Source organism: Psychrobacter sp. NPDC077938 (assembly GCF_044542635.1).
Classification (GTDB): Bacteria; Pseudomonadota; Gammaproteobacteria; order Pseudomonadales; family Moraxellaceae; genus Psychrobacter.
The window spans coordinates 111,812-135,149 of the sequence record NZ_JBITUW010000008.1 but is presented as its reverse complement, the minus strand read 5'-3'; the positions used below and the strand labels follow the sequence as shown (position 1 = coordinate 135,149).

At 40.4% G+C, this 23,338-nt stretch carries 24 protein-coding genes; 11 read left to right on the top strand and 13 right to left on the bottom strand.

Annotation, left to right across the window (positions count from 1 at the left end; genetic code table 11):
• Nucleotides 1-29: 29 nt before the first annotated feature.
• The 6 genes from ACIGBM_RS13020 to ACIGBM_RS12995 form a co-directional block, all read right to left on the bottom strand.
• Nucleotides 30-1,094 (bottom strand): hypothetical protein, encoded by a 1,065-nt coding sequence (locus tag ACIGBM_RS13020; RefSeq protein ID WP_397478041.1) that lies wholly within the window; start codon nucleotides 1,092-1,094, stop codon nucleotides 30-32.
• A gap of 81 nt (nucleotides 1,095-1,175) precedes the next feature.
• Nucleotides 1,176-2,705 carry a YHYH protein gene (locus tag ACIGBM_RS13015; RefSeq protein WP_397478040.1) on the bottom strand — a complete coding sequence of 510 codons (1,530 nt, stop codon included), beginning with the start codon at nucleotides 2,703-2,705 and terminating at the stop codon, nucleotides 1,176-1,178.
• Between the two features lie 318 nt (nucleotides 2,706-3,023).
• Nucleotides 3,024-3,758, bottom strand: coding sequence for a hypothetical protein (locus tag ACIGBM_RS13010; RefSeq protein ID WP_397478039.1), 735 nt, complete (start codon nucleotides 3,756-3,758; stop codon nucleotides 3,024-3,026).
• 343 nt (nucleotides 3,759-4,101) lie between these two features.
• Nucleotides 4,102-4,647, bottom strand: a complete 546-nt coding sequence (locus ACIGBM_RS13005; protein ID WP_397478038.1) for a hypothetical protein — start codon at nucleotides 4,645-4,647, stop codon at nucleotides 4,102-4,104.
• A gap of 127 nt (nucleotides 4,648-4,774) precedes the next feature.
• Nucleotides 4,775-5,080 (bottom strand): hypothetical protein, encoded by a 306-nt coding sequence (locus ACIGBM_RS13000; RefSeq protein WP_397478037.1) that lies wholly within the window; start codon nucleotides 5,078-5,080, stop codon nucleotides 4,775-4,777.
• Nucleotides 5,081-5,106: 26 nt separating this feature from the next.
• Complete coding sequence (locus tag ACIGBM_RS12995) at nucleotides 5,107-5,403, bottom strand: hypothetical protein (RefSeq protein ID WP_201569043.1); 297 nt, start codon at nucleotides 5,401-5,403, stop codon at nucleotides 5,107-5,109.
• Between the two features lie 469 nt (nucleotides 5,404-5,872).
• On the opposite strand from ACIGBM_RS12995, the gene ACIGBM_RS12990 reads away from it, so the two are divergent.
• Entirely contained in the window at nucleotides 5,873-6,799 is a 927-nt protein-coding gene (locus ACIGBM_RS12990; protein ID WP_397478036.1) for a hypothetical protein, read from the top strand.
• Between the two features lie 367 nt (nucleotides 6,800-7,166).
• Here the strand turns inward: ACIGBM_RS12990 and ACIGBM_RS12985 are convergent, their stop codons facing one another.
• Entirely contained in the window at nucleotides 7,167-8,228 is a 1,062-nt protein-coding gene (locus ACIGBM_RS12985) for a helix-turn-helix transcriptional regulator (RefSeq protein WP_397478035.1), read from the bottom strand.
• Between the two features lie 239 nt (nucleotides 8,229-8,467).
• On the opposite strand from ACIGBM_RS12985, the gene ACIGBM_RS12980 reads away from it, so the two are divergent.
• The gene (locus tag ACIGBM_RS12980; RefSeq protein ID WP_397478034.1) at nucleotides 8,468-10,186 is read left to right on the top strand and encodes a GMC family oxidoreductase; all 1,719 of its coding nucleotides are present in this window, start codon (nucleotides 8,468-8,470) and stop codon (nucleotides 10,184-10,186) included.
• A 122-nt stretch (nucleotides 10,187-10,308) separates the two neighbouring features.
• Nucleotides 10,309-11,760: a coniferyl aldehyde dehydrogenase gene (locus ACIGBM_RS12975; RefSeq protein WP_397478033.1), complete on the top strand. Its 1,452-nt coding sequence runs from the start codon at nucleotides 10,309-10,311 to the stop codon at nucleotides 11,758-11,760.
• A 217-nt stretch (nucleotides 11,761-11,977) separates the two neighbouring features.
• Here the strand turns inward: ACIGBM_RS12975 and ACIGBM_RS12970 are convergent, their stop codons facing one another.
• The 4 genes from ACIGBM_RS12970 to ACIGBM_RS12955 form a co-directional block, all read right to left on the bottom strand.
• Nucleotides 11,978-12,724 carry a glutathione S-transferase family protein gene (locus ACIGBM_RS12970; protein WP_397478032.1) on the bottom strand — a complete coding sequence of 249 codons (747 nt, stop codon included), beginning with the start codon at nucleotides 12,722-12,724 and terminating at the stop codon, nucleotides 11,978-11,980.
• A 39-nt stretch (nucleotides 12,725-12,763) separates the two neighbouring features.
• Complete coding sequence (locus ACIGBM_RS12965) at nucleotides 12,764-13,507, bottom strand: NAD(P)H-binding protein (protein ID WP_397478031.1); 744 nt, start codon at nucleotides 13,505-13,507, stop codon at nucleotides 12,764-12,766.
• A gap of 118 nt (nucleotides 13,508-13,625) precedes the next feature.
• Complete coding sequence (locus tag ACIGBM_RS12960) at nucleotides 13,626-14,066, bottom strand: antibiotic biosynthesis monooxygenase family protein (protein WP_397478030.1); 441 nt, start codon at nucleotides 14,064-14,066, stop codon at nucleotides 13,626-13,628.
• A 272-nt stretch (nucleotides 14,067-14,338) separates the two neighbouring features.
• Nucleotides 14,339-15,082: an outer membrane protein gene (locus ACIGBM_RS12955; protein ID WP_397478029.1), complete on the bottom strand. Its 744-nt coding sequence runs from the start codon at nucleotides 15,080-15,082 to the stop codon at nucleotides 14,339-14,341.
• Nucleotides 15,083-15,264: 182 nt separating this feature from the next.
• Here ACIGBM_RS12955 and ACIGBM_RS12950 point away from each other — a divergent pair, with 182 nt between their 5' ends.
• The gene (locus ACIGBM_RS12950) at nucleotides 15,265-16,203 is read left to right on the top strand and encodes a LysR family transcriptional regulator (RefSeq protein WP_397478028.1); all 939 of its coding nucleotides are present in this window, start codon (nucleotides 15,265-15,267) and stop codon (nucleotides 16,201-16,203) included.
• Nucleotides 16,204-16,728: 525 nt separating this feature from the next.
• Nucleotides 16,729-17,625 (top strand): 3-hydroxyacyl-CoA dehydrogenase, encoded by an 897-nt coding sequence (locus ACIGBM_RS12945; protein ID WP_397478027.1) that lies wholly within the window; start codon nucleotides 16,729-16,731, stop codon nucleotides 17,623-17,625.
• A gap of 164 nt (nucleotides 17,626-17,789) precedes the next feature.
• Here the strand turns inward: ACIGBM_RS12945 and ACIGBM_RS12940 are convergent, their stop codons facing one another.
• The gene (locus tag ACIGBM_RS12940) at nucleotides 17,790-18,035 is read right to left on the bottom strand and encodes a hypothetical protein (protein ID WP_057760113.1); all 246 of its coding nucleotides are present in this window, start codon (nucleotides 18,033-18,035) and stop codon (nucleotides 17,790-17,792) included.
• A 255-nt stretch (nucleotides 18,036-18,290) separates the two neighbouring features.
• Nucleotides 18,291-18,542 (bottom strand): hypothetical protein, encoded by a 252-nt coding sequence (locus tag ACIGBM_RS12935; RefSeq protein WP_379544332.1) that lies wholly within the window; start codon nucleotides 18,540-18,542, stop codon nucleotides 18,291-18,293.
• 364 nt (nucleotides 18,543-18,906) lie between these two features.
• Here ACIGBM_RS12935 and pqqA point away from each other — a divergent pair, with 364 nt between their 5' ends.
• From pqqA to ACIGBM_RS12905, 6 genes are all read left to right on the top strand, one after another.
• The gene (pqqA, locus tag ACIGBM_RS12930; RefSeq protein ID WP_082894360.1) at nucleotides 18,907-18,981 is read left to right on the top strand and encodes a pyrroloquinoline quinone precursor peptide PqqA; all 75 of its coding nucleotides are present in this window, start codon (nucleotides 18,907-18,909) and stop codon (nucleotides 18,979-18,981) included.
• 71 nt (nucleotides 18,982-19,052) lie between these two features.
• Nucleotides 19,053-19,964 carry a pyrroloquinoline quinone biosynthesis protein PqqB gene (gene pqqB / locus ACIGBM_RS12925; protein ID WP_397478026.1) on the top strand — a complete coding sequence of 304 codons (912 nt, stop codon included), beginning with the start codon at nucleotides 19,053-19,055 and terminating at the stop codon, nucleotides 19,962-19,964.
• 42 nt (nucleotides 19,965-20,006) lie between these two features.
• On the top strand, nucleotides 20,007-20,765 hold the full coding sequence (gene pqqC, locus ACIGBM_RS12920; protein ID WP_102078380.1) for a pyrroloquinoline-quinone synthase PqqC: 759 nt from the start codon (nucleotides 20,007-20,009) through the stop codon (nucleotides 20,763-20,765).
• Complete coding sequence (pqqD, locus tag ACIGBM_RS12915) at nucleotides 20,762-21,058, top strand: pyrroloquinoline quinone biosynthesis peptide chaperone PqqD (protein ID WP_201547112.1); 297 nt, start codon at nucleotides 20,762-20,764, stop codon at nucleotides 21,056-21,058. The genes pqqC and pqqD overlap by 4 nt, the downstream gene beginning before the upstream one ends.
• On the top strand, nucleotides 21,055-22,227 hold the full coding sequence (gene pqqE, locus ACIGBM_RS12910) for a pyrroloquinoline quinone biosynthesis protein PqqE (RefSeq protein ID WP_397478025.1): 1,173 nt from the start codon (nucleotides 21,055-21,057) through the stop codon (nucleotides 22,225-22,227). Before pqqD ends, pqqE begins: the two co-directional genes overlap by 4 nt.
• Nucleotides 22,224-23,279, top strand: a complete 1,056-nt coding sequence (locus tag ACIGBM_RS12905) for a dipeptidase (protein ID WP_397478024.1) — start codon at nucleotides 22,224-22,226, stop codon at nucleotides 23,277-23,279. The genes pqqE and ACIGBM_RS12905 overlap by 4 nt, the downstream gene beginning before the upstream one ends.
• The last annotated feature ends 59 nt before the right edge of the window (nucleotides 23,280-23,338 follow it).

The following is a 23,338-nucleotide window of genomic DNA, read 5'->3' as shown; positions in this document are numbered from 1 at the left end:
CATAAAGGCTGAACAATCTAAATAAAGTTTTATAATCCATTGACTGTGTAGCGTACGATAACTTCATTATCGAGTACTACATTGGTTGACCAAATGAATTCAGCATCTGCTTTTTCATTATCAAAAATATCTATGAAATTGGTATAAGCTGATTTATTGTCTACCCCAATGGTTTGGTTACTATAGGTAGTAGCGTTCGGCCAACTAGAGTCATCAAAGTCTGCTTGTTGCCAGTTGGTAGGCAATTCCCAATGCAGGCCATAATCTGCCGAACTATCTTCCACATTACCTGTGGTAATACAATTACTAGATAGGCGCTCGCTACCTGACTCACTAACACAGGACAAGTCTCTAATCGGCGCGGTATAAAAGGTTTGTGCTTTCCAGTTTTCATCGGTCTTGGCGATGATGTTGTTATCTTTATCTTTGATCACAGCGACTAAACCACCATCTCCTGCATGAAATTCTGAGCCATTATTACTCTCTGAACCAACACCTAAGTTTTCTTCCCAATCCACCAAATGCATAGCAACGGTAAACGGTGCTTTTGCTTTGAAACGCACTATGTTTGAATTGAACTGAGTAAATGGTACATTGTCACGTCCGACGGCTACGCCATTTACGTACATCTCAAAATAATTATCTGCAAAGACGTAAGCGGTATACACTTCGCCATCTGCATCTATTTCAATGATGTCTGAGCCATCGAGTTGAGATAAAGCTTCACTGGCGGTGCGATAGTCGTTGCCCGTACAAGGGTTGTTTAAGTCGGATGCCACTGGGAAATCTGTATTGAGCAAATTGGTCGCTGCTGGTACTGTCCATGTTTTACCGTCAGTTGACTGGATACTACCGATGTTGGTTTGACGACCGCGATCACATTCATAGGCATTTGTCACATCAGTCTGGGCAAGCCCTTGGGTGATGCTAGCAGTGCCAGTATAACTGCTGGCATCTGCACTACTGTTTATTGATGCTGTCGTTTGCTCATTGGCATCGGTAGCTGCTGAGTCTATTTGAGTTTGGCTACACGCCGCTAGCAATACAGCAGATATTGTCGTGGTTAGCAAAGCAGGTATTAAAATAGGTTTCATTAGGATTCCTTAGCATTATATAAGATGGTCTAAAACTCAGCTTATTTGTCTCTATAACTGATCATTATCGTTAGATACACATTATTTTTTCTGTATATTATCAGTGCGTTTATAAGTCTGTACGGTCGTACCCTCTGGATCAATAAATTCAAAAGTATAAGTATCTTTAGTCGCTTCAGTAGCGCCCCAACCGTAATTCAGCTTATGCTCTTGACCGTCATGGGTATACGTTAGACTATATTGAGTCGGGCTTATAATTTTGTAATCTGTGATCTCAGCTCCGCGCAAAGGCATCAGCGCTGGGCGAACGCCATGAGTATGTGCTTGCGGTGCAATTTCATTTTCTGGCGCTGTCGTATCTGGGTTTATAGTGACCTTACCGCGCAAACCGGCAATTAAATACGGAAACTCTGAAGTAGCATGGTATTCATAGCTACCGTCTTCATTGAATTTTCCTAAATATTCATCCAGTTCATCATCCGTTTCACCATAGACAGGAAAACCGTCTAGTGCATAAGCAATAGGCTTACCTTCACCAACTTGTGACTGTAGGTGGGTTGGTGCAAGATGATAATGGTAGTCATCAGCACGTCCAGAATGCCCGCCCCAATTGTCTAATTCTCCGAAGGCCTTGGCGTCCTCACCACGATTGTTTAATGGGTTGAATATAGGAATGCCATTAGCTGCAATAGCGATAGCCCCTTTCATAAAATTGTCTTTGGCCATTAGAGGCTCATCGGCAAGCTCAGGCTGTAAGGGAATGACCCAACTGTTCTCATTGGTATAATCCTGGTCGATAGGTACTTGCTGTTGCCAACTGGTGATACCTGTCATCATTTCGTGGCTTGGGACACCGTTTGATTCGACATACAGATATTTATCATCATGATGGGTACTGACGTTATCAAATGAGCCAAATACTGAGGTCATAAAGTCAATATCATTGGCTGGTACTGGCAAATGAGCGATCGCCTCTTTAGTCTTTTCACCGATATTTTGAGCCGTCTCAGTACTGCTACAAGCCACAAGCAAAGCAGCTGAACCCAATACACCAAAAACTGAATAAGCTACTTTTGAGGTTCGGTTTTTTTTGTGGCGTATATTCAAAACATAAAAGCATACTAAACCACTCGCTAAGACCAAGCCACCCAACAGGTAAAAGAATAAGACAGAGCGTGTGTCACTGTTACTCGTCATAACAGACGTTGCCGCATCAGCTTTATTTAGTGCTGTTCCATTATCGTTAGCGGTATCGCTTGGATTTTGGATAGCCGTTAATTGATTACTACTTACTAGATTTTCAATCACTGCTAGCTGATTGATCGCTTGAATATGGGCGTTTTTTTCCAAAATATAGGTTTGATCATCGGCTGAAAAGTCCGACAAATCAAAAGAGAGCAACTGATGGTGGCTATCCGTTAAATAAACAGTACCGTCTTCTAGTTTGATGAAATCAGCAGCGACACTAGGTTGGCCTGTGATCTGCCATACTTTGGCAGCGATGGTATGTTCACTAAGGTCATGGGCGTAGGCAGAGGTCAGTGATGAAACCTGTATGGCAGTGACAATAGCAAGCAAGCTGAAAGCTCGAGCCGTTTTTATAAGGGTCATAACACGCTCTCGTTCGGATTGATATTTGAAAGTTAGTAATGGTCAGACGGATATGCGTATACGCACCTGTTTAAATGTCATAACTGTTTATCGTTACTCACACAAAAAATTATAGTGATCAAAATAATAGGTCTATTATATTAAAAAGATAATATCAATTTTTACTTTAGAGAAACTTTAAGAAGTGTTAAGCCCTATTACGCTTTTTACTATGGAAATCACGTAGACTATATCTTCGCCTGATGTACTATCATCAATCACTATGCAACGTATGGCGATAACTAGCAGTGTTCTTATATAAGAAAGCATCGTGCAAAATCAAAAACGCATCCCAATATCTTCTAAACATTGCAGCGGGTTTTTATCAGACGCACAAGGCTGAATTTTGTTAAGTTCATCAAGCGATAGATATTCAAAATAATTGGTTAGTGCAACACGAGCATCGGGGTCATCTATAAAATAGCCGTCATCATATATTTTATCTTTCCAGCTTGGGTTTACTCGATACAAATAAGACTTATAGTCTATATTAACTAACGCCTCGTCAGGAAGCTGATCAAAAGGGCCATCGTAATAGTTGTTTTTATAAACATTATTGGCATTAACGCCTACTAATATGGCAAATTTTTCCATAGGTAGGTAGACAAATTGAGTCCTAGCACCCACTTTAAGTACCTCGCCAACAGGATAATAAAACTCATCATCTCTGGATAAAGGATTAATATAATAGAAGTTATTGGTAGTAGGATGAAATGCCAAATAGAGTGTGACTCCCGAATCATCCATCATGGGTAGGTTGACTTCAAAACCTTGACTCTCAAGCGTCTTTACAAAATCAGCATCTGTCTCTATCTGATTAATCTCAAGGTTTTTTTTGATATTTTTGAAGGTTAATTGATATAAGTTAGGTTGATATTCTTTCAGGCTAAATATCTCTGATGACTTATATAGTTTATGATGCGTTTTAAACTCACCCCGTTCTTTGCCGGCTATGTCATAAAAATAGATAAAAGATAAGCTGCCCTGCTGTCTTAACTTATGACCTACCAACATATTGCCTCTTATTAAGTTGCCCTGATGGTAAAAATTAAAGTAATAATAGCCCTCTGAAGGGTAAATAGTGAGGGTATCGTCAGTCTGTGATAGCACGTATGCAAAAACGTCATCTACATTATCAATATCAAGCTCAGTATCTTGATACAGTTCATTGATCATTTTCTCGTTAGTATTTAGGGCATTGGCTTGAGCAGAGTACAGAAAAAGCAGACTCACCAGTAGGTAACAAAAGGTTTTCATGAATACTCTCCAAAATGTGGCTTAGTACATAAAAAATGACAGCTAAACGTTTAACTGTCACTTTGTTCTACTCGTAGATAGCATATATAGCATTGCTCAATTATTTTGCTAGTTTCATAGACTCAAGTTCAACGTTTTCATCGTTGATCCCTATTTTGGTAGTGATACAGTTATGTTTTTTTCTGGTCTTCCCAAATAAATGACCTGCGCTTTGCGCCAGTTCTTCTTCACCACTCGTAAATTCACGTGCTTTAAAGATCTTAAATGACTTAGTGGTCCAATGCGAATCAGACTTGCCCCAGCGATGTCCTTGCGATTTAGTCTCTGCCATTTGGCTCTCCATAAAAGCGCCACAAACATCACCATAGCTTTTTTCAATCATGTTATTTTCTTCAGCAAACTTAGTAAGAGCTACTTGCGCTGCATCCTCTCTTAATGGCACGTTCACCTTTGAAGACACCATGTTTGCCTTGCCCTTTTTCTTCTCTTTCCCAGTGGTGCTCCAATTATGAGTCCACTCCGCAATCGCACTGTTCTCCGTTACAGTCATACCACTTTTGGCACCTGCCATATCATCGGCGGCATGGCTGAGCCCTACTAAAGACATGCTCAGTGTCAGTATCGTTATTTGCTTATAAATATTCATAATATACATCCTTGTGTAAAAGTATTTAATATCAATAAATCACTGTGAACAGCTGAAACTACTGTAAGTAGCTACGTTAAATTTATCGTCAAATGATCCACATGACGGACTATCTGCCCGAGTGTCTCTAGGGCCTTGGTTGATTCTTAAAGTCTTCGATAGCTTCAAGAGCCTTGTCTTTTCTGCTTTGCCAAGGCCATCTAAAGCCCTCTTCCTTATCTACTTCAACATCATTTGAATTATTGATGGCACTTGATTTATTATCTATCGGTACTTTTTCTTTTTTCTGCATACTTGAGGGTGTAGCGTGATTGACACTCATCATTGAGGTTTCAGAGATGCGTAAGTTTTGGGTATTGACGTCTTCAGCATGAGAGATGATAGCTAACGGAAAAATAACAATGCTAGTTAAGATGGCTTTCCATAATTTCATCGTGGTAGTCCTTTATAGTTAATGAACTAACAGCACTTTGGACGCTCAGGTGTCGCTACTTCTTTATTCTTCTTTTGCCAAGGCCAGCGCCACGTTCTTTCTTTGTCCACTTCTACATCGCTGCCGTCTTGAATGGCGTTCGATTTTTCGCCCATATGATCATTATCATTGTGCATTTTCATGGTTGCTGGTGCTGCTTCATTGACGCTCATCATTGAGGTTTCAGAGATACGTAAGTTTTGAGTATTAACGTCTTCAGCATAAGCGATGGTGGCTAACGGTAAGATACAGATGCTGGCAAGTACAGCTTTTGCTAATTTCATAGTTATCGTCCTTTATGGTTGCTTAACTCCGATACGTGAGATTAAAAATCCATATAGCCAATTAATTTAATTAGATAAACTAACCAAATTAATTAGTATAACTAGGTATAGCAGAAATATTCATCATTTTCTATGAATATATTTCATATGATAAATATAAATAGCCTGCCTAAAGCTAGCTAAAAAAACGATACGATAATCTTTTCCATTAATAATCATTCACTTTTTACCTATCAATAGTACTTGTATCAATGCCTTTTTATCTTGCTATAAATCAGACCATTGCTATTAGCTGCTCAAATGATACAATTTATAAATTGTAGATTTTTAATAAATAATCAGGACAACCTCACTAAGTAAAATATATTACAATTGTAGCGATAACGTTAAGACTGAAATTTTGTTTTGCAATTTATTATAGCTTTAACTATGATTACTTTCTTACGGGAAGCTAACGATAGGTAACAATATGCAAATTAATAAATTATATACGGGCCTCGCATTGGCTAGTGCCTTAGTACTTACTGGATGTGGCGGAGATAGTGACGGTCAGTACGTCGCAAGCAATGGAGACGATGGTGGTCCTATCGTTAATAGTGAACTGAGCTATACAGAGTTTGATCCCTTTACTGATATATCAAATAACCAATATAAAGATGGATGGGGTAAGCTCGCTTATAGACTTAGCAATAGCGGCTTAATGCAGACAATATCTACTATTGTAGGAAGCTCACCTACTGCATATCAGGATAGCGTAGGTGATGTCTCTGAATTAGAGTTTTACGCTGGCCAAAATTTGTTCATTGCGGTTCCTGAGGATTTTGATAGTCAGTTTTATAACATTAGCTTTGTTGATAGTGATACGTTCAAGCTAAATATTCGTTCAGGAAATGCTTCCGTCAATTCAACTTATGACATTGTAACCCTTGACCTTGAAGGCGTAGGCAAACAGCCATCCAACGCTAAAACAGGTATTGACACTGAGTTATCTTCTTTTCCTAGCAGTGTTAACCCTGTTTTTCCTAATGGCTCTCAATGCTATATATTCCTAGAGACACCTAATCAAAATTTCTATACTTTTTCTGAAGACGAAGATGAAGGTAGCATGACTATAGATGAGTGGATTGCTAACGAGAAAACGTATAACACTGTCACCAATCTTGTCAAAGAAAACATCGGTATCGACAACGAGCTACCAGCTGCTCGGTATACTGATGAAGATGGCGAGATCGTGGCAGCTGTCAGATACAACGGCTTGATATATGATGCTTTCTATAATCAAAGCGGAGTCCAAGAAAATTTCAATACTAACCCTGACATCGAAGAAGTTTATTGTAGTCTGTACAATGACGTCGCGGCTAATTTCTTAGAAACACAAATCAAAGCCAACTACTAAAAATAGTTTTTGCCAAAAAGCTATCATGAGTTTTGCTTATTAAATAGAATAAAAAATAGCGCCTGTAATGGGCGCTTTTTTTATGTTTGATCACTAAAATCAAACTCAAGCAAAGGGAGATGCACTGGCTAATCACTTGATCATAAAAGTACTCAATAGCTTATAAGCGTTCTATATGTTGGTCTTTATATAGAGTCTGACATCGCTGAATTTTTAGCACTATATAAACCTTGACCCGAATTAAGACAGTATTAACTTTCCTTGACCTGAATATGCCTACTTTCAAAAGATATCCTACGATACAGTTAGTAAATCAAGGATGATCATGCCCTCGCTGCTATAGTCAAAGCATATATATAACGAGCTGTTAGTCACTGAGATAACATTCTTTATATGCTCTTGGCGTCATCCCAAACCAGCTTTTAAAAGCACCAAAAAACTGACTATTAGAATGATAACCAAGTAAAAATGCCGTATCTGTAGCTGATAACCTCTGCTCTATTAAGTATTTATAAGCTAACTTTTTTCGAACTTCCAATAGTAACGCTTTAAAAGAAGTACCCTCTTCTCTTAGACGCCTTTGCAAGCTACTAACACTCATATTGAGCACCTGAGCAACTTGCTCACGAGTCGGCTCATGCAGACCCATGATTGTTATGAGTATATGCTGACAACGTTGTTTATAGCTGGTGTCGGTGAAGTTCTTATCAAGCATATGATGCAAAGGGTTGATAAAAAATGTACTTCCTACAGTGTTTTTTGCGTGTTCCGATGAGTAGTAAATGTGATCAGCCCTATCGATTCGATACGTTAAACTATTGACTGTTTTAGACATTTCTGCTGGAGCACCTAAGAACTGTTTATATAGCTCAAACCCTTGGGAAGACTGCCGATGCGCCAAAGTAAGCTCTACAGGTTTGAGTGAGCTAAATGTCGAGATAATTTTATAAACGGAAAAAATAATGCCATCAATTTGATGTTTATTAACCTGTTCAGGCACGCTTGGATTGAACTCAAGACGGATTAAATCTTTTCTCTCAAATAAATGAACCTCGATTGATTCAGTCATGACTTTGAAGTAACGCGAAATCAAACGGCAGAGAACAATAAGAGGAATATCAATATTGGCATTTATTAGAGGAGTGATACATTGGCTTATTCCCTTATAAAAAGGAAGAGACTCAATCTCGATATAGTTGAAAACTTTTAGCCCTATATAATCATCTTGGAAGAAATAGGTAGCCAAATTGAACTCATTCGTGACGACAGCTAGTGGCATTCTATCGCCTTCAAAATCATCGAGATCACTAAATTGTGACATAATTTTGGGTATATCAGATGAGCGATTTATCTGTATTAGATACGTTGCTACGGCTTTTCTATAACAGAGCGCTGTCAGCTTATGAACTGTATATTCATTGAGTTCCATAGATTTACTCTGTGTTGAATTTGACTTGATTTAAAACTGCCGTTCACTTTTTGGAGTGTATTTAGCATCACTGTTAAAACACTTTTAAGTGATGATAGGTTATACAAAAGTACATGAATGAAAAATATTGATCAGTTTTATCAGTGTTTTGACTGTTTGACCCGTTAGATTATATATCTAACTTTAGCAAAAAAAGCCTAGCAGTAGCTAGGATAACCCAAGGAAGGAGTTAACTAATCATGGAATTTGATTATATTATCGTTGGTGGTGGATCTGCAGGATCCGTGTTGGCAAGTCGATTAAGTGAAGATCCTCAAGTCACAGTGTGCCTTTTAGAGTCAGGGGGTGATGGCAAAGATCTAGTAGTACGTTTACCTGCGGCAGTTATTGCCCAAATGAGAGACAAGCCAATTAAGATAAACAATTGGTGTCTCAGTACTGTGCCCCAAAAGCACCTAAACAATCGTATTGGATATCAACCTCGTGGCAAGTGCTTAGGTGGCTCATCAGCTATTAATGCGATGGTTTATACCCGTGGTAGTGCAAAAGATTATGACCGTTGGGCTGATCAGGGCTGTGACGGTTGGGATTACGATTCACTCTTACCATATTTCAAGAAGGCAGAAAACAATGTCCGCGGTGCAAATCATTTTCATGGCGACAGTGGACCGTTAAACGTTGCCGACCCTCTTAGCCCTCGGCCTATTACTAATGCTTTTGTCGATGCATGCATCGCGAATGGCTTAGATAGAAATGACGACTTCAATGGTGATAAGCAGGATGGAGCTGGCCTTTACCAATTAACTCATTTCCATGGTGAAAAACAAGGGCAGCGTTGTTCAGCTGCTGCCGCTTATCTACACCCTGTAGAAGACAGACCCAACCTAACTATTATTACAGATGCCATTGCTTCTCACGTTCTCATAGAGAACGGAGTAGCATCAGGAATGGTTTACCTCAAAGATAATCAAGAAAATACTATTAAGGCCAATGCAGAAGTCATTCTGTGTGCTGGTGCTTTCGGCTCTCCAAAGATTTTGATGCTATCAGGCATTGGTCCTAAAGAAGAGTTAGAAAAGCACGGTATTCGTGTTGTCTACGACTCTCCCAATGTTGGTAAAAATCTCCAAGATCACCTTGATGTTGTGTTTGACTATGAGGTGAACACAAAAGACGTATTTGGCGTAGGTTTTGCTGGCGGCATCAGCCTTATGAAAGGAGCTCGTGATTGGAGAAAAGACGGGACTGGACTGCTATCAACCAATTTTGCTGAAGGGGCTGCTTTTTTTAGTGCCACAAATGCCACACCTAAAGACTGGCCAGATACCCAGCTTCACTTTGTTATTTCTAGAGTCATCGATCATGGACGTCAAGTTAAGTGGGGATATGCGGTATCTATTCATAGCTGTTATCTCAGACCTGAAAGCCGTGGCACCGTAAAGCTCGCGTCCTCTGACCCAAATGCCGCGCCACTAATTGATCCCAACTATTTAGACCATCCAAAAGATGTGGAAATGATGGTGGCAGGTGCTCAACGTACGCGCGAAATCATGCAAGAACAACCTATTGCCAAATATATTACTAAAGACTATGCAGCTTCCGCACTGGATAAAGACGGCTTGTTAGGTTATATCCGCAATAAGTCAGACACTATATATCATCCGGTAGGCACGTGTAGGATGGGCTCAGATGCTGAATCCGTGGTGGATCTAGATCTCAAAGTAAGAGGTGTAATCGGACTACGTGTTGTGGACGCCTCTATTATGCCGCACCTTAATAGTGCAAATACTAACGCTCCAACGATAGCCATTGCAGAAAAAATCGCTCAGGAAATAAAGATGGAGCGTTTTCATCTAAACCACGGTAGCACAAGTATTGAAACTGAAGATTCCGTTAAATTAAATGAAAACATGCCCGACATGGTAGTGGCTAAAGGCCATGTAAGCGTTGCGTATTGAATTAATAGTGACTACTGCAATAGTACTACCAGATTAATATCTCAATTACGCAAAATCCTAGGAGTATGATTATATGCCATCCTCCTAGGATAATTTCATAAAACATTTCAAGGATGAAAACGATGGATAGCACTCAAATTGATAACAGCTCTTCGGTAAGTAGCTTACCCGCAATCATTACCAACAAGAAAGATCTACAAACCCAGTTTTTGAGACTGCAAAAACTGAGTCGCAAAGAACCTATAACTGACTGGGATACTAGAAAATCTCAACTTGAAACTCTTGAAACCTTATTAAGTAAAAATAAGGATAAACTTACTAGCGCTATCAATGCAGATTTTGGTCAACGTAGTGAAGGTGAAACTAAGTTTGCCGAATTATTTTCAAGTTTTACAAGTATCAGTCATGCAAAGAAACATGGTGAGTCTTGGATGAAAACTCGAAAGGCGCCTGTTTCAGCTGTTTACTTGCCAGCTCGTAATGAAATAGAACCGCAACCATTGGGCGTAGTAGGTATCATGGTCCCTTGGAACTATCCACTATATTTAGCGATTGGTCCAATGATAGATGCTATTACAGCGGGAAACCGTATTATGGTCAAAATGAGTGAAGCTGCGCCAAAATTTGCTCAGGCATTTGCTGAAGCTATTGAAAAGCATTTCTCACCAGAGATGATAAATGTTGTTGTAGGTGATGTTGATATCGCGGTGGCTTTTAGTGAGCTTCCTTTCGATCATTTGATTTATACCGGCTCTACAGAAGTAGGCAAAAAAGTCATGGCAGCAGCGGCTCCGAATCTAACGCCAGTTACTCTTGAGCTTGGTGGTAAATCTCCGGTGATTGTACTAGATGATGCCAACTTAGAAAGTGCCGTAAATAGAATTATGACGGGTAAAGCGCTAAATGCTGGACAAACTTGTATAGCACCTGACTATGTACTGTTAAATCGCAAGTATCATGAGCAGTTTACTAGTCTAGCCAAGAAATGGATGCAAAAGCATTACCCAAAAATCACGACAAACAAGGACTATACCCACATTATCAATACTGCTCAGTTTGTTAGAGTTCAAAAGTATCTAGACGAAATACCGAAAGAGAATGTTCACCATACAACTGAAGTGAAACCAGATATCAACTCACGCTTAATGCCTCCTATTATCGTAACTGAACCTACATTAGATAGTGCATTAATGCAAAATGAAATATTTGCACCAGTACTACCACTCATACATTATGAAGAGTTAGATGAAGCTATCGCATTTATCAATGAACGCCCTAGACCATTAGCGTTATATATATTCGGAAATTCAGAAAAGGATATTAAGCGTATTCGCTCCCATACGGTATCTGGCGGTGTCTGTATTAATGAGATTGTATTACATGCCCTGCAGCATGAATTGCCTTTTGGCGGGGTTGGACATTCCGGTATAGGAGCTTACCACGGTAAGATTGGCTTTGAACGCTTTAGTCATATGAAGCCCGTTTTGGTACAGCCCAAAGTAAATGCTATGAATTTATTACAACCTCCTTATGGAGTTGTCTTTAATAAATTTATGTCTATGTTCATCAAATAGATACCTTAACCCATATTTATATTTTAGCAATGATTACTACTAATAGCTCAAAGAACCATGAATGCACCTCGCTTCGATGGATTTACAGACGTTATAAGTTTATGTCGATGCACATAAAAAAATCACCTTAACTTGAATGTTTAGGGTGATTTTTTTAGTTTGAGATACTCTTTTAAAGTGCATTTTATTATAGTCTTACCGCTGTCGTCACTCATCTCTACTTCAGCCAATCAGTAACTGCTTGTTTAAAACTAGGGCGTGCCACAATTGCATTTTTCCAGCGCTCAAAGTGTGCATACTGAGCAAAAGGATAGCCCGCTCTACCTAAAACAACCAGTTGCGGAATCCAAGTAATATCCGCCAATGAAAAGGCATCGCCAACTAGCCAACCACGATCTTTGAGACGCACGTCCATTTTTGCAAAACAGTCATCAAGCACTGCGGTTGCCTTATCAATATCCTCTTGACTAAAACCATGTGTACTACGATGCTCGTGAAACGCTAACAGTGCTTTGTCGTAAGTTTGATTTTTGCGGTATTCTGTTAGCTCTTTTTCGCTAAGACCCGTGGCACCTAATTTATAATACATATAAGTTTTTATGGACAGATGATTATCTTTTGCCATATGCATCCAATCATACATGGCCTGCATTTCAGCTTCACTATCAGGACGCAACGAATTGGGTTCATAGGTGGTGTCTAAATAATCAATGATATCGGTCGAATCAATAATAACCACACCCTCATCTACCAAGGTTGGTACCACACCATTAGGATTGATTCCTAGATATTGCTTGCTACGCTGTTCACCTTTGGATAGATCAATAAGATGGCTTGTCCACTCTAACTGCTTCTCCGCTAATGCAATCCTTACGCGCATAGCACAGTTGGAAAATGGCGCGTGATACAAGTGTAAACCTTCGAATTTAGTAACGGATTTATTTGTAGGCGTAATCATAGGCATAGTAGTTTTCCTTACATTTTGCATTACGTAAGATAGCAGTCATTTATCGCGTTCAAAAAACTCGCCTAGTTCATCAATACGGTCTTGTTTGTACGCCTCCACGGTCATATGACGATAACTAAACGTTGTACCAAACCTGTCATTCAAGTACTGAGTGAGCTGCTTCTGGGTAATGGATTCACCATTTAAATTATAAGTATTGGCATTGTGCTTAGCATTGATTAGCATTTGGCTATAAGCGACCGCCAATTCTTCATGAGTGGTATAGCCACACTTACCCTCACCTGCACAGTTGGCAATCTCACCCTGCGCCTTATAGCTATCGATATAATCCACATCAGGCTCGATATAGATACCATTACGGCCTATCACCCAATTGAGACCACTATCTTTGATATCTTGTTCTGTTTGCTGATTACTCTTCACAATCGGCGCAAACGCAGTTTGAGTACTAGAACCCTGAATACTGGTATACACGATTTTTGTCACACCATTTTTTTTCGCAGACTCAATGACATTGCGGTGCTGACCAATACGCTTAGCAGGCTCATCCATACTAGACACCAGTAAAACGCTATCTATACCTTGTAATGAATTCTTAAGCTGTTGTACATCATCATAATCACCTGCTCTGACCTCTATGCCATACTGCTTGGTCAAAAACTCAGCTTTGGCAGGAGTGCGTGCCAGCGCCACGATGTCTGTCGCGGCATGCGCCTGTAGTAGATTCTCAATAATGGCAGACCCTAGTTTTCCATTAGCGGCTGTAACTGCGATTTTCATAGTGCACCTCTTTGATTCTCTTAACTAGAATGAACGTCGATTAGGGTTAATAGATAAACCCTAATCGATCTACTGGTTTGCAACCGATTGAAATTGCTGTTTATTTCAAACCCATCCACTAATCTACTAAGGTATAGCGATTCATTGCCATCGTCTTCAAATCTATACTGCCCATAAATTCAGCTGCCATAGGTGTTTTAGTAAAACTTGTCATGGAAGCATCCGCATCCGCTAACGTTTCCCAATGCACCACAACCACCCATTCGCCGTTTTCGCCCATTGCTGACTCACGAGATACAAAGCCTTTTTGTTTTGCCACATGATTGACCTCAACGCTATGATCAAGAACGGCAAAATCATCGTAAGAGATACTAGGTTTAAGTTTGAAAGAGGCAATCTCAATCACTTTAGCGTTTGATACTACGTCAGCACCTTGATGATGGCTATTATGCTGTGTATGCTTTTGAGCTTGATGAGCAGGTTGTAAGTTGTTGCAAGCGGTCAATGCAAATGTACTAATAACAACAGTGGTTAATAAAGCAGCTTTTGAAACCTTCATAGTGATACCTTTTGGATAGATTGATGATTTAAAATTTGTTTTAAGTATTTAGATATAGATGAAATATCGAGACTAGGGCGTGTCCTCATTTTAAAAATGGTGATAAAAATGAGATAAATTGCCGTCAAACGAGGAAAATAGTGCAGATAATATCGAGATATTGACCAACTATTTGACGATGTTTGGCAAAATTTAGCTGTTTTTAGCCCATTTAGAGGACACTCGTTTGAATTGAGGACACGCCCTAAGATAAGTTAATAAATTACAAAACCTTAAAACTGATAGCGTAAGCCTAAGTTAAATTCATGAGCAGAGGCGTCGTTGATCTCAAAGCCATCGCTGAAGCCGTCTTGCCCTGTTTGTACGTCGCCACCAAAATCGATGTATTGATACTCTCCATATAAATGGGTGCTTGGGGTCAATGCATAGCTTGCACCTGCTCCGATATTCCATGTAAATTCGCTAGAGTCGTCATCAGCGTAGTTGTCATAATAGCCATCTGCTTTGCCATCAAATGCATCAAAACCTGCTACGCCAGTTCCGCCCAATCGAGCAGAATAGTCATTTTTTGAAAGTCCAATACCTGCTTTAGCGTAAGGGGTAAATGAGGCACTAATTGGGAAATCGTAAAACCCTTCAAGAGTCATCGTTAAGCTTTCAAACTCACCATCTAAAATGTATTGCTCGCCATCACGAGCGCCTGTACCGTAACGTGAGTCATCAATATCAAAGCTACGTTTTGCCAATCGACCTTCTATACGTAGGTTCTGGTTAAACTCATAACCCAATCCTATACCGCCGACCATACTATTATCAGCTTCAAATGAACTTGGGAAATCGTTATCGTTTGCAATATTATTACCGTAGGCTTTTGAATCAGTGTCCGCAATGCTATAGCCCAGTTGTGCTGTGCCATATAGACCTTCTGTCATATCTGCCATGGCGACTGTAGGTAGTGCAAATAAGCCCAAAACAGCAAAAGTAGATAATGCTTTTGCGTTGGTTAAAGATGTCATAAGTGTTCCCTAATTAAGAATGTAGTCAAAGCCAATGGTTAATGACTGATTTATTAAAGACCTAATGTTTGATAAAGCAGTATTTAATGAAACAGTGTTTAATAAAGCAATATTTAAGACTTGGGATTTTTGGAATATTAAATTCTTGCAACCCGATGACAACCATCATATGCTACCAACTCATGAATAAAAACAGAGGTTTATTCATACTTATTATGAAAGATTTCGATTATTTAGCGTTAAGCGGACAGCACTTGTTGGTATTCACCACCTTGCACGAGGTCGGCACAGTAACTAAAACTGCCGAACAACTGGATCTGACACAATCGACCATTAGCCATAGTTTGCAAAAACTAAGGCTAATATTTGACGATGAGTTGTTTGTGCGTTCGGGTAGAAGCGTGATGCCGACCCAAAAAAGTGAATATTTATATCAAGAAATTAAGCCGTTATTAGTTCGGCTAGATGAGTTAACGCATACCCAAGAGTTTGAGCCAAAGCTGGCTCATTTTGATTACACGATTTTGGCAAATGATTATCAGGTGGGTGTGTTTTTAACACAGGCAATGCAACAAATTAGCGCACAAGTGGCCTCATTTCGCTTAAATATATTGCCTTCTCGCAAGCCTAATATTGAGCAACTTCGGCAACATAATGTTGATGTGGCGTTTTCCCCCTTTGCCCCTGATCACAATGACATTATGAGCGTGCGCTTATTTGACGATATGGCACGGTGCTATTATGATCCTGCGTACCGCTCACCTCCTGTAACCGAGCAAGATTTTGATAATGCCCGCTACGTGGGACTGAGCTTTACCAAAGGCGCGTCTGCCAGCCAAACGGATAAACACATTATTCAAGCGATAGATGCCAATACCGTCATACGCACCAATAGCTTTGCGACGATGGCAACGTTCGTTAAAGGGTCAGAATTAATGGCTATTGTCCCTAGTAAATTGAATACGTTGGGATTTGAGCATTTAGACAGCGTGGCATTACCTTATCAACCCACACCGATTACTATGCGGATGCTGTGGCACAAGAAATATCAAAAAGATCCTAAGCATCAGTGGTTTAGGGAACAGGTTATCGCGTCTACTGATATTTTTAGAACGTACTAGGGCGTGTCCTCATTTTAAAAATGGTGATAAAAATGAGATAAATCGCAGTCAAACAAGGAAAATAGCGAAGATAATATCGAGATATTAGTCAGCTATTTGACGCTGTTTGGCAAGATTTAGCCATTTTTAACCCATTTAGATGACTATCGATTGAATTGAGGACACGCCCTAAGGTCTGTTGAATATTCCTACATCACTGCTTATGTCATTCTTCACGTCGATAGAATTTTGACATCAACAGTCATTAAAAATGTCGTTATGATATGAAATTAGCCTTCAATTAACATAAAATCATTAAGTATGAAGTTAGTAATATTATTAGCAAGCTGTTGAATTAGTTGGAAATATAATAAGTCAAGTAGTGTAAACTTATCTGATACCTGCATAGTGGTATTTTTAGGTTCTCTTAAATGTTTTTATAAAAATTAAGGTTGAATAATAAGGTAAAACCATCTAATAATAGGTCTATAAGTTCTAGACATTTATCTAGCAACTTATATCCACTACTATTAGGAAATAAATACAATGACGTATAAAAATGTAACTGTCGCGGGAAGCGGCATCCTAGGCTATCAGATTGCTTTTCAGGCCGCATTTCATGGTTTTAATGTCAGTGTCTATGACATCAATGATGAGGTTTTAGAAAAAGCAAAGTCAAAATTTCAATTGATGTGTAAAGCCTTTCGAAAGGATTTGAGGGCAACTCAAGAGCAGTTGGACATGGCCTTTGACAATCTGAGCTATACCTCAGACTTAGCAAAAGCGGTCAAAGATGCTGACCTAATGATTGAAGCCATTCCCGAGATTCCTGAAATTAAAATCGAATTTTATGAAAAACTTGCCAAACTAGCACCAGAAAAAACCATCTTTGCGACTAATACTTCCACCTTACTTCCTAGTCAGTTTGCAGAATCAACGGGACGACCTGCGCAATTTTTAGCGCTACATTTTGCCAATAAAATTTGGATGCATAATGTCGCTGAAATCATGGGGCATCCTGGCACAGATCCTAAAGTATTTGATGAGGTTGTGGCTTTTGCTACTGCCATCGGTATGGTGGCAATGCCGCTGGATAAGGAGCAACCCGGCTATATCATGAACAGCTTGTTAGCGCCTTTTATAGATGCAGCTTTGCAATTGGTTGCAAAAGAGGTTGCCGATCCACATACGATAGATAAAACGTGGATGATAGTAACTGGCGCGCCGTCAGGTCCCTTTGCCATATTGGACACTATCGGTATCAACACTGCCTACAACATCACAAAACTATCTGCTGAAAAAACTCAAAATCCTGTGAGGTTCAAGGCTGCTCAATATTTAAAAGAGCAGTTAATCGATCAAAACAAACTAGGATTCGCGACTGGTGAAGGATTTTATACGTATCCAAACCCAGCCTTTATGCGCCCTGAATTTTTGAAATAATAGATAGCTTTCAAACTGGATCTAAAACACAAAAGGCCATTCAAGCTTTAGGTTGCATCGCTTGAATGGCCTTGTCAGTCGCGCACTTTATCTAACTAAATATCTTAATATTAGGATTTACTTTCGGCGATGACTATTCAAACCTATCTAAGTTATGTTGTTCACTAAAGAGAAAAGTCATATCGCGTTAATGCAATTATTTCAATTGGCACTGCATACTTCCAAGGCATACCGCCCGTACAATAGAACTGGCCATCTTCAAAAGCCACAATGCGAGATGTGAAGTCATTACCTACCTGATCTTCTAGAGCATTCTCATCACTCTCATCACTTACAGCACACCATATATTTTTATGACCGTCCTCAAGCATTGAACGAGTTAGTTCGCTTCCAACAATTACCGTATCCATGTTGTTACTCCTATTCAATGACAATGATTAGTAAGCTAAACAAGCGGTTTTGTAACAGCAATCACTTGAGCATCTTCGAACCTGTTTTATCTATCGTTGAAAAATATTGATGGTTAGACAGATGAGCTTATAAATAGATAGTACAGATGTATTGTCAGCTAGAACAAGAAGTTGTAGACAGATGGTAGATTTTCATGCATAGGCTGTAAAACTAATCTGTATGTAGAACGTAACAGTCATTATATTGATAATGAGTTATAGCCCTACATCATCATGAGTAAGTGCCACTCTCTTTACTGAGACAGCGTACTCCCATAGATCACCTTTATCACAAACGAACTGGTCGTTATTGAAAGCTACTATAGGAACCAATAATTCGTAGTAACCATTATCTATGGTTGCGATAGCATAATCATCGCTAACGTTGCTGACAGCACACCATACATAGTGGCTGACATTTTCCAAGATGGCTTTGGTTAACTCACTGCCCTGTAATTCAGCAATCATCTTCAGGCTCCAGTATCTATCAAGTTAATCTATTACTTTATAGATAAATTCGGTTTTTGCAATATATCTGTATAACTCATAAGTTCTCGAAATACACCTGACTTCCCTCGAGCAGATTTTTTATAGTTAGAATTTATACTCAAACTATTCAAAGATATTTTTAATCTTATGCTCGATATACTGTCTTTTTAACATGATAAATCGGCTTTCATTTATGCTATAAAAGACTGCTTGAACGATGCCCGTTAACGCTTTACTAACATCTAAGAAATTGACAGCGGGGGGCAGCTTATACTACCCTTTATCACTCATTCACTTTATTAATCTTACTTCTTAAATAGTAAGATCGTTCCGGAGTAATCCCATGCAGTGGACCAAACCAGCTTTTCAAGACATTCGTATCGGTTTCGAAGTGACTATGTATTTCGAAGCACGCTAAAACTCATTAGCACTCAATCCATTAAAAGCCCTAGATGATTAGGGCTTTTATTTTTTTGGAAATATTGATTTATGTATATTCACGTTTTAGGCTCAGCTGCTGGTGGTGGTTTCCCGCAGTGGAACTGTAACTGCGGTAATTGCCACGGTGTGCGTCAAGGCACGATTCAGGCAAAAACCCGTACCCAATCTTCGATAGCCATATCAGAAAATGGTGTGGATTGGATCTTATTCAACGCATCCCCTGATATCCGCCAACAATTATTTGAGTTCAAGGCAGCACAGCCAGCACGTCAATTGAGAGATACAGGCATCACCAATGTAGTCTTGATGGACAGTCAGCTTGACCATACGACGGGGCTATTGACCCTGCGTGAAGGTTGTCCAATTCCTGTTTGGTGTACTGACATGGTCTATCAAGATCTAACGACAGGATTTCCTCTCTTTAACATGTTAAAGCACTGGAATGGCGGCTTGCAATATAATCAAATTGATCCAGAAAAGACGTTTAAGATTGAAGGATTTGACAATTTAGAATTGACGCCTTTAGTGATTAGAAGCTCTGCACCGCCCTACTCTCCGCACCGCAACGACCCGCATGATGGCGACAATATTGCCCTGATTGTAAAAGACTTAAAAACACAAAAACAACTCTTTTATGCGCCAGGTCTCGGTAAAATTGATGAGCAAGTGATGCAGATTATGAAAAGCTCTGATTGCGTAATGATTGACGGTACGCTCTGGACGGACAATGAAATGCAAGAGTGCGGTGTCGGTACGAAGACCGGCCAAGACATGGGACATTTGCATATTAGTGGTGAAGATGGCTCATTGCATTATTTAGATCAGCTCGATAACGCGCGCAAGGTGCTCATTCATATCAACAATACCAACCCGATATTGAACGAACAATCCGAACAGGCTGCGACATTAAAACAACATGGTGTTGAAGTAGCATTTGATGGTATGCAGATTGAGCTTTAAGACAAACGGTAAGGCAAAGATAGCAATCGTAAGGTGAGAACAATGCAAGAAGAAAACACAGCGCTAAGCCCAGAAGCGTTTGAACAAGCGATTATGGCTAAGGGTCAGTATTATCATATTTACCATCCCTTTCATATCATGATGCATGAAGGCAAAGCGACCCAGCAGCAGATCCAAGCGTGGGTCGCTAATCGATTTTATTATCAGATCAATATCCCATTGAAAGACGCGGCCATTATGGCAAACTGTCCTGATCAGCGCGTGCGTCAAGAATGGATCCAGCGCATGATTGATCAAGATGGCGTCTATCCTGACGGCGGTGGTCGTGAAGCGTGGTTGGGTCTGGCAGAAGCAGTCGGTTTGACTCGTGAGCAGGTGATTTCTGAAGAGCTGGTGCTACCGGGTGTGCGTTTTGCTGTCGATGCTTATGTGAACTTTGCACGGCGTACCTCATGGCGAGAAGCGGCGAGTAGCTCACTGACTGAGCTGTTTGCCCCGCAGATTCACCAGTCACGTTTAGAGTCGTGGCCCAAGCACTACCCTTGGATAAAAGAGCAAGGCTATACCTATTTCCGCTCACGCTTGAGTCAAGCGCGCCGTGATGTTGAGCATGGTCTGACCATCACACTCGACTCATTCAAAACAGCCGAGCAGCAAGAACGCATGCTTGAGATCCTACAGTTTAAGCTCGATATCTTATGGACGATTTTGGATGCCTTGAGCTTGGCCTATGTGCATAATCAAGCTCCTTATCAAAGCGTTACCACTGACAATGTCTGGCATAAAGGATTGTTCAAATGAGTATACCTGCTAGTTTACCTAAGCTGGATCAATCCATCGTACCGGTATGGCGTCACGGTTATCGTTTTCAGTTTGAGCCTGCGCAAAACGCGTATGTCTTACTGTACCCTGAGGGTATGATTAAGCTCAATGACAGTGCCAGCATCATTGGGCAACATATTGATGGTCAAGCGTCCATTGCTGATATTATCCAAAAGGTGCAAGCTATGTTTGGCGATATTCCCGAAATCGAGCAAGACATCATCGAATATATGCTGGTCGCCCAGCGTGAACATTGGATTGATTTAGTATGACTGCACCAGTCGGGCTACCGCTATGGCTGCTTGCTGAGCTGACCTATCGCTGCCCCTTACAATGCCCTTATTGCTCAAACCCCATTGATTATGCTCAGTATAAAGAGGAGCTAACGACGCAAGAATGGTTTGATGTATTTGATCAGGCGCGGCAAATGGGCGCGGTGCAGCTTGGTTTTTCTGGCGGTGAACCACTGGTTCGTCAAGATCTAGAAGAATTGGTCGCTTATGCGCACAATCAAGGTTTTTATACCAATTTAATCACGTCAGGTATGGGATTGACTGAGGCTAGAATTGCGCGCTTAAAAGAAGCAGGTCTTCAGCATATTCAAATTAGCTTTCAAGCCAGTGATCCAACGGTCAACGATGCCTTGGCAGGTTCAAAACATGCCTTTGAGCAAAAGTATGAGATGTCACGTCTGGTTAAGCAATACGACTATCCGATGGTACTTAACTTTGTGATTCATCGGCAAAACATCGATCAGATTGACCAGATTATTGACCTCTGCTTAGAGCTGGAAGCCGACACGGTCGAGCTGGCTATTTGTCAGTTTTATGGTTGGGCGTTTGAGAACATAGAGGGTTTACTACCAACCAAAGCGCAAGTGGTCCGAGCTGAACGCATTACCAATGAATACCGTAAGCAGATTGAAGAACGTGGTATCAAATGCAAACTTATTTTTGTGGTGCCTGATTATTATGAAGAACGTCCAAAGCCCTGTATGGATGGCTGGGGCAAGATTTTCTTAACAGTCGCACCAGACGGTACAGCCCTACCTTGTCATGCTGCAAGACAGATGCCAATACAGTTTCCTAATGTACGACATACACCACTGTCGGATATTTGGTATGAATCTGCGAGCTTCAATCAGTTTCGCGGTGACGATTGGATGCCCGATATGTGCCAAAGCTGCCCAGATAAAGAGCGCGATTATGGCGGCTGCCGTTGCCAAGCGTTTATGCTAACTGGGGATGCCAAAAACGCCGATCCTGTCTGTGGCAAATCGCCTTATCACTACCTGATTGAGGAGGCACGTATCAACAGCGAGACGCCTGTACCTTTTGAAGAACTGCGCTTTCGCAATCCAAAGAATTCTAAATCACTGAGTAACAAGCAGCTGAATAAAGACAAATTGATTCCTACTCGTATGGTAACAGGTGAAATATGAATGCTAATACTAAGCCTGTGATATTTGACGGACATAACGATCTATTGACTCGACTTTGGCTAAGTTCAGCTGCCGATCCGGTACATGACTTTATTTATGGTACATTACCAGGACATTTGGACTTACAACGCTGCCAAGAAGCGAATTGGATGGGCGGATTATTTTCTATATTTTTACCGCCCTATTCTTATGTGAAAAACAACCATCCTGACAAATTAGCCAACCCCTCACATTCAGACTTCACTCCGCAAGAAATCGTCGATATTTGCTGTGCGCAATTGAAACTGGCTCAGCAACTAGAGGCAAGATCTGACGGTCAGATTCAGATTTGCACCTCGTTAGAACAAATCAAAGCCTGTCAGCAGAATAAGCAACTGGGCATTGTATTGCATTTGGAAGGTGCTGAGTTTTTAGCCATACAGCCTGACCTACTGAATGTGTTTTATAAGGCAGGGCTTAGAAGTATTGGCCCACTATGGAATAGAAAGAGCCTCTTCGGTGATGGCTTAAATGCGTCTTTTCCACACTCTCCAGATACTGGATCTGGGCTGACTGCTCAGGGCAAAGACCTCATTCTTAAGTGCAGTGAAAAGCATATGCTGATAGATGTGTCGCATATGAATGAACGCGCTTTCTGGGATACGCTAGAAATTGCCTGCCAGCCGATTGTTGCGACACATTCAAACGCACATACTCTCTGTCCGCAAGCAAGAAACCTAACCGATCAACAGCTGGCTGCCATCAAACAAAATGGTGGTATGGTTGGGGTGAATTTTGATGTGGCGTTTCTTCGTGCAGATGGACAACGTAATACGCAAACCTCGCTTGATGTGATTGTCGACCATCTTGATTATTTGATCGACCATCTAGGCGAAGATCATATTGGTTTTGGCTCTGATTTTGATGGTTGTCTACTACCTGATGAGTTATCTGATATCAGTCAAATCTCTATGCTAATTGAGCGAATGCAACAACGTCACTTCTCAAACCAACTTATTGAAAAGGTGACGTCAAAAAACTGGTTTACGGTGCTTGACAAGGTATGGCAATAATCATAATAATCAAGCAATTACTGTCTAGGGACTACTGTCTTGCTCGTCTGATCAAACAG

What these genes read in the sequence shown, in the direction of transcription:
- ACIGBM_RS12955 (WP_397478029.1), bottom strand. Translation starts at nt 15,082, where the DNA reads ATGACATCTTTAACCAACGCAAAAGCATTATCTACTTTTGCTGTTTTG.
- pqqC (WP_102078380.1), top strand. Translation starts at nt 20,007, where the DNA reads ATGCAAGAAGAAAACACAGCGCTAAGCCCAGAAGCGTTTGAACAAGCG.
- ACIGBM_RS13010 (WP_397478039.1), bottom strand. Translation starts at nt 3,758, where the DNA reads ATGTTGGTAGGTCATAAGTTAAGACAGCAGGGCAGCTTATCTTTTATC.
- ACIGBM_RS12980 (WP_397478034.1), top strand. Translation starts at nt 8,468, where the DNA reads ATGGAATTTGATTATATTATCGTTGGTGGTGGATCTGCAGGATCCGTG.
- ACIGBM_RS12950 (WP_397478028.1), top strand. Translation starts at nt 15,265, where the DNA reads ATGAATAAAAACAGAGGTTTATTCATACTTATTATGAAAGATTTCGAT.
- ACIGBM_RS12995 (WP_201569043.1), bottom strand. Translation starts at nt 5,403, where the DNA reads ATGAAATTAGCAAAAGCTGTACTTGCCAGCATCTGTATCTTACCGTTA.
- ACIGBM_RS12965 (WP_397478031.1), bottom strand. Translation starts at nt 13,507, where the DNA reads ATGAAAATCGCAGTTACAGCCGCTAATGGAAAACTAGGGTCTGCCATT.
- ACIGBM_RS12935 (WP_379544332.1), bottom strand. Translation starts at nt 18,542, where the DNA reads ATGATTGCTGAATTACAGGGCAGTGAGTTAACCAAAGCCATCTTGGAA.
- ACIGBM_RS12985 (WP_397478035.1), bottom strand. Translation starts at nt 8,228, where the DNA reads ATGGAACTCAATGAATATACAGTTCATAAGCTGACAGCGCTCTGTTAT.
- ACIGBM_RS12960 (WP_397478030.1), bottom strand. Translation starts at nt 14,066, where the DNA reads ATGAAGGTTTCAAAAGCTGCTTTATTAACCACTGTTGTTATTAGTACA.
- ACIGBM_RS13015 (WP_397478040.1), bottom strand. Translation starts at nt 2,705, where the DNA reads ATGACCCTTATAAAAACGGCTCGAGCTTTCAGCTTGCTTGCTATTGTC.
- ACIGBM_RS12975 (WP_397478033.1), top strand. Translation starts at nt 10,309, where the DNA reads ATGGATAGCACTCAAATTGATAACAGCTCTTCGGTAAGTAGCTTACCC.
- ACIGBM_RS12990 (WP_397478036.1), top strand. Translation starts at nt 5,873, where the DNA reads ATGCAAATTAATAAATTATATACGGGCCTCGCATTGGCTAGTGCCTTA.
- ACIGBM_RS12905 (WP_397478024.1), top strand. Translation starts at nt 22,224, where the DNA reads ATGAATGCTAATACTAAGCCTGTGATATTTGACGGACATAACGATCTA.
- ACIGBM_RS13000 (WP_397478037.1), bottom strand. Translation starts at nt 5,080, where the DNA reads ATGAAATTATGGAAAGCCATCTTAACTAGCATTGTTATTTTTCCGTTA.
- ACIGBM_RS12940 (WP_057760113.1), bottom strand. Translation starts at nt 18,035, where the DNA reads ATGGATACGGTAATTGTTGGAAGCGAACTAACTCGTTCAATGCTTGAG.
- pqqD (WP_201547112.1), top strand. Translation starts at nt 20,762, where the DNA reads ATGAGTATACCTGCTAGTTTACCTAAGCTGGATCAATCCATCGTACCG.
- pqqE (WP_397478025.1), top strand. Translation starts at nt 21,055, where the DNA reads ATGACTGCACCAGTCGGGCTACCGCTATGGCTGCTTGCTGAGCTGACC.
- ACIGBM_RS13005 (WP_397478038.1), bottom strand. Translation starts at nt 4,647, where the DNA reads ATGAATATTTATAAGCAAATAACGATACTGACACTGAGCATGTCTTTA.
- pqqB (WP_397478026.1), top strand. Translation starts at nt 19,053, where the DNA reads ATGTATATTCACGTTTTAGGCTCAGCTGCTGGTGGTGGTTTCCCGCAG.
- ACIGBM_RS13020 (WP_397478041.1), bottom strand. Translation starts at nt 1,094, where the DNA reads ATGAAACCTATTTTAATACCTGCTTTGCTAACCACGACAATATCTGCT.
- ACIGBM_RS12970 (WP_397478032.1), bottom strand. Translation starts at nt 12,724, where the DNA reads ATGCCTATGATTACGCCTACAAATAAATCCGTTACTAAATTCGAAGGT.
- ACIGBM_RS12945 (WP_397478027.1), top strand. Translation starts at nt 16,729, where the DNA reads ATGACGTATAAAAATGTAACTGTCGCGGGAAGCGGCATCCTAGGCTAT.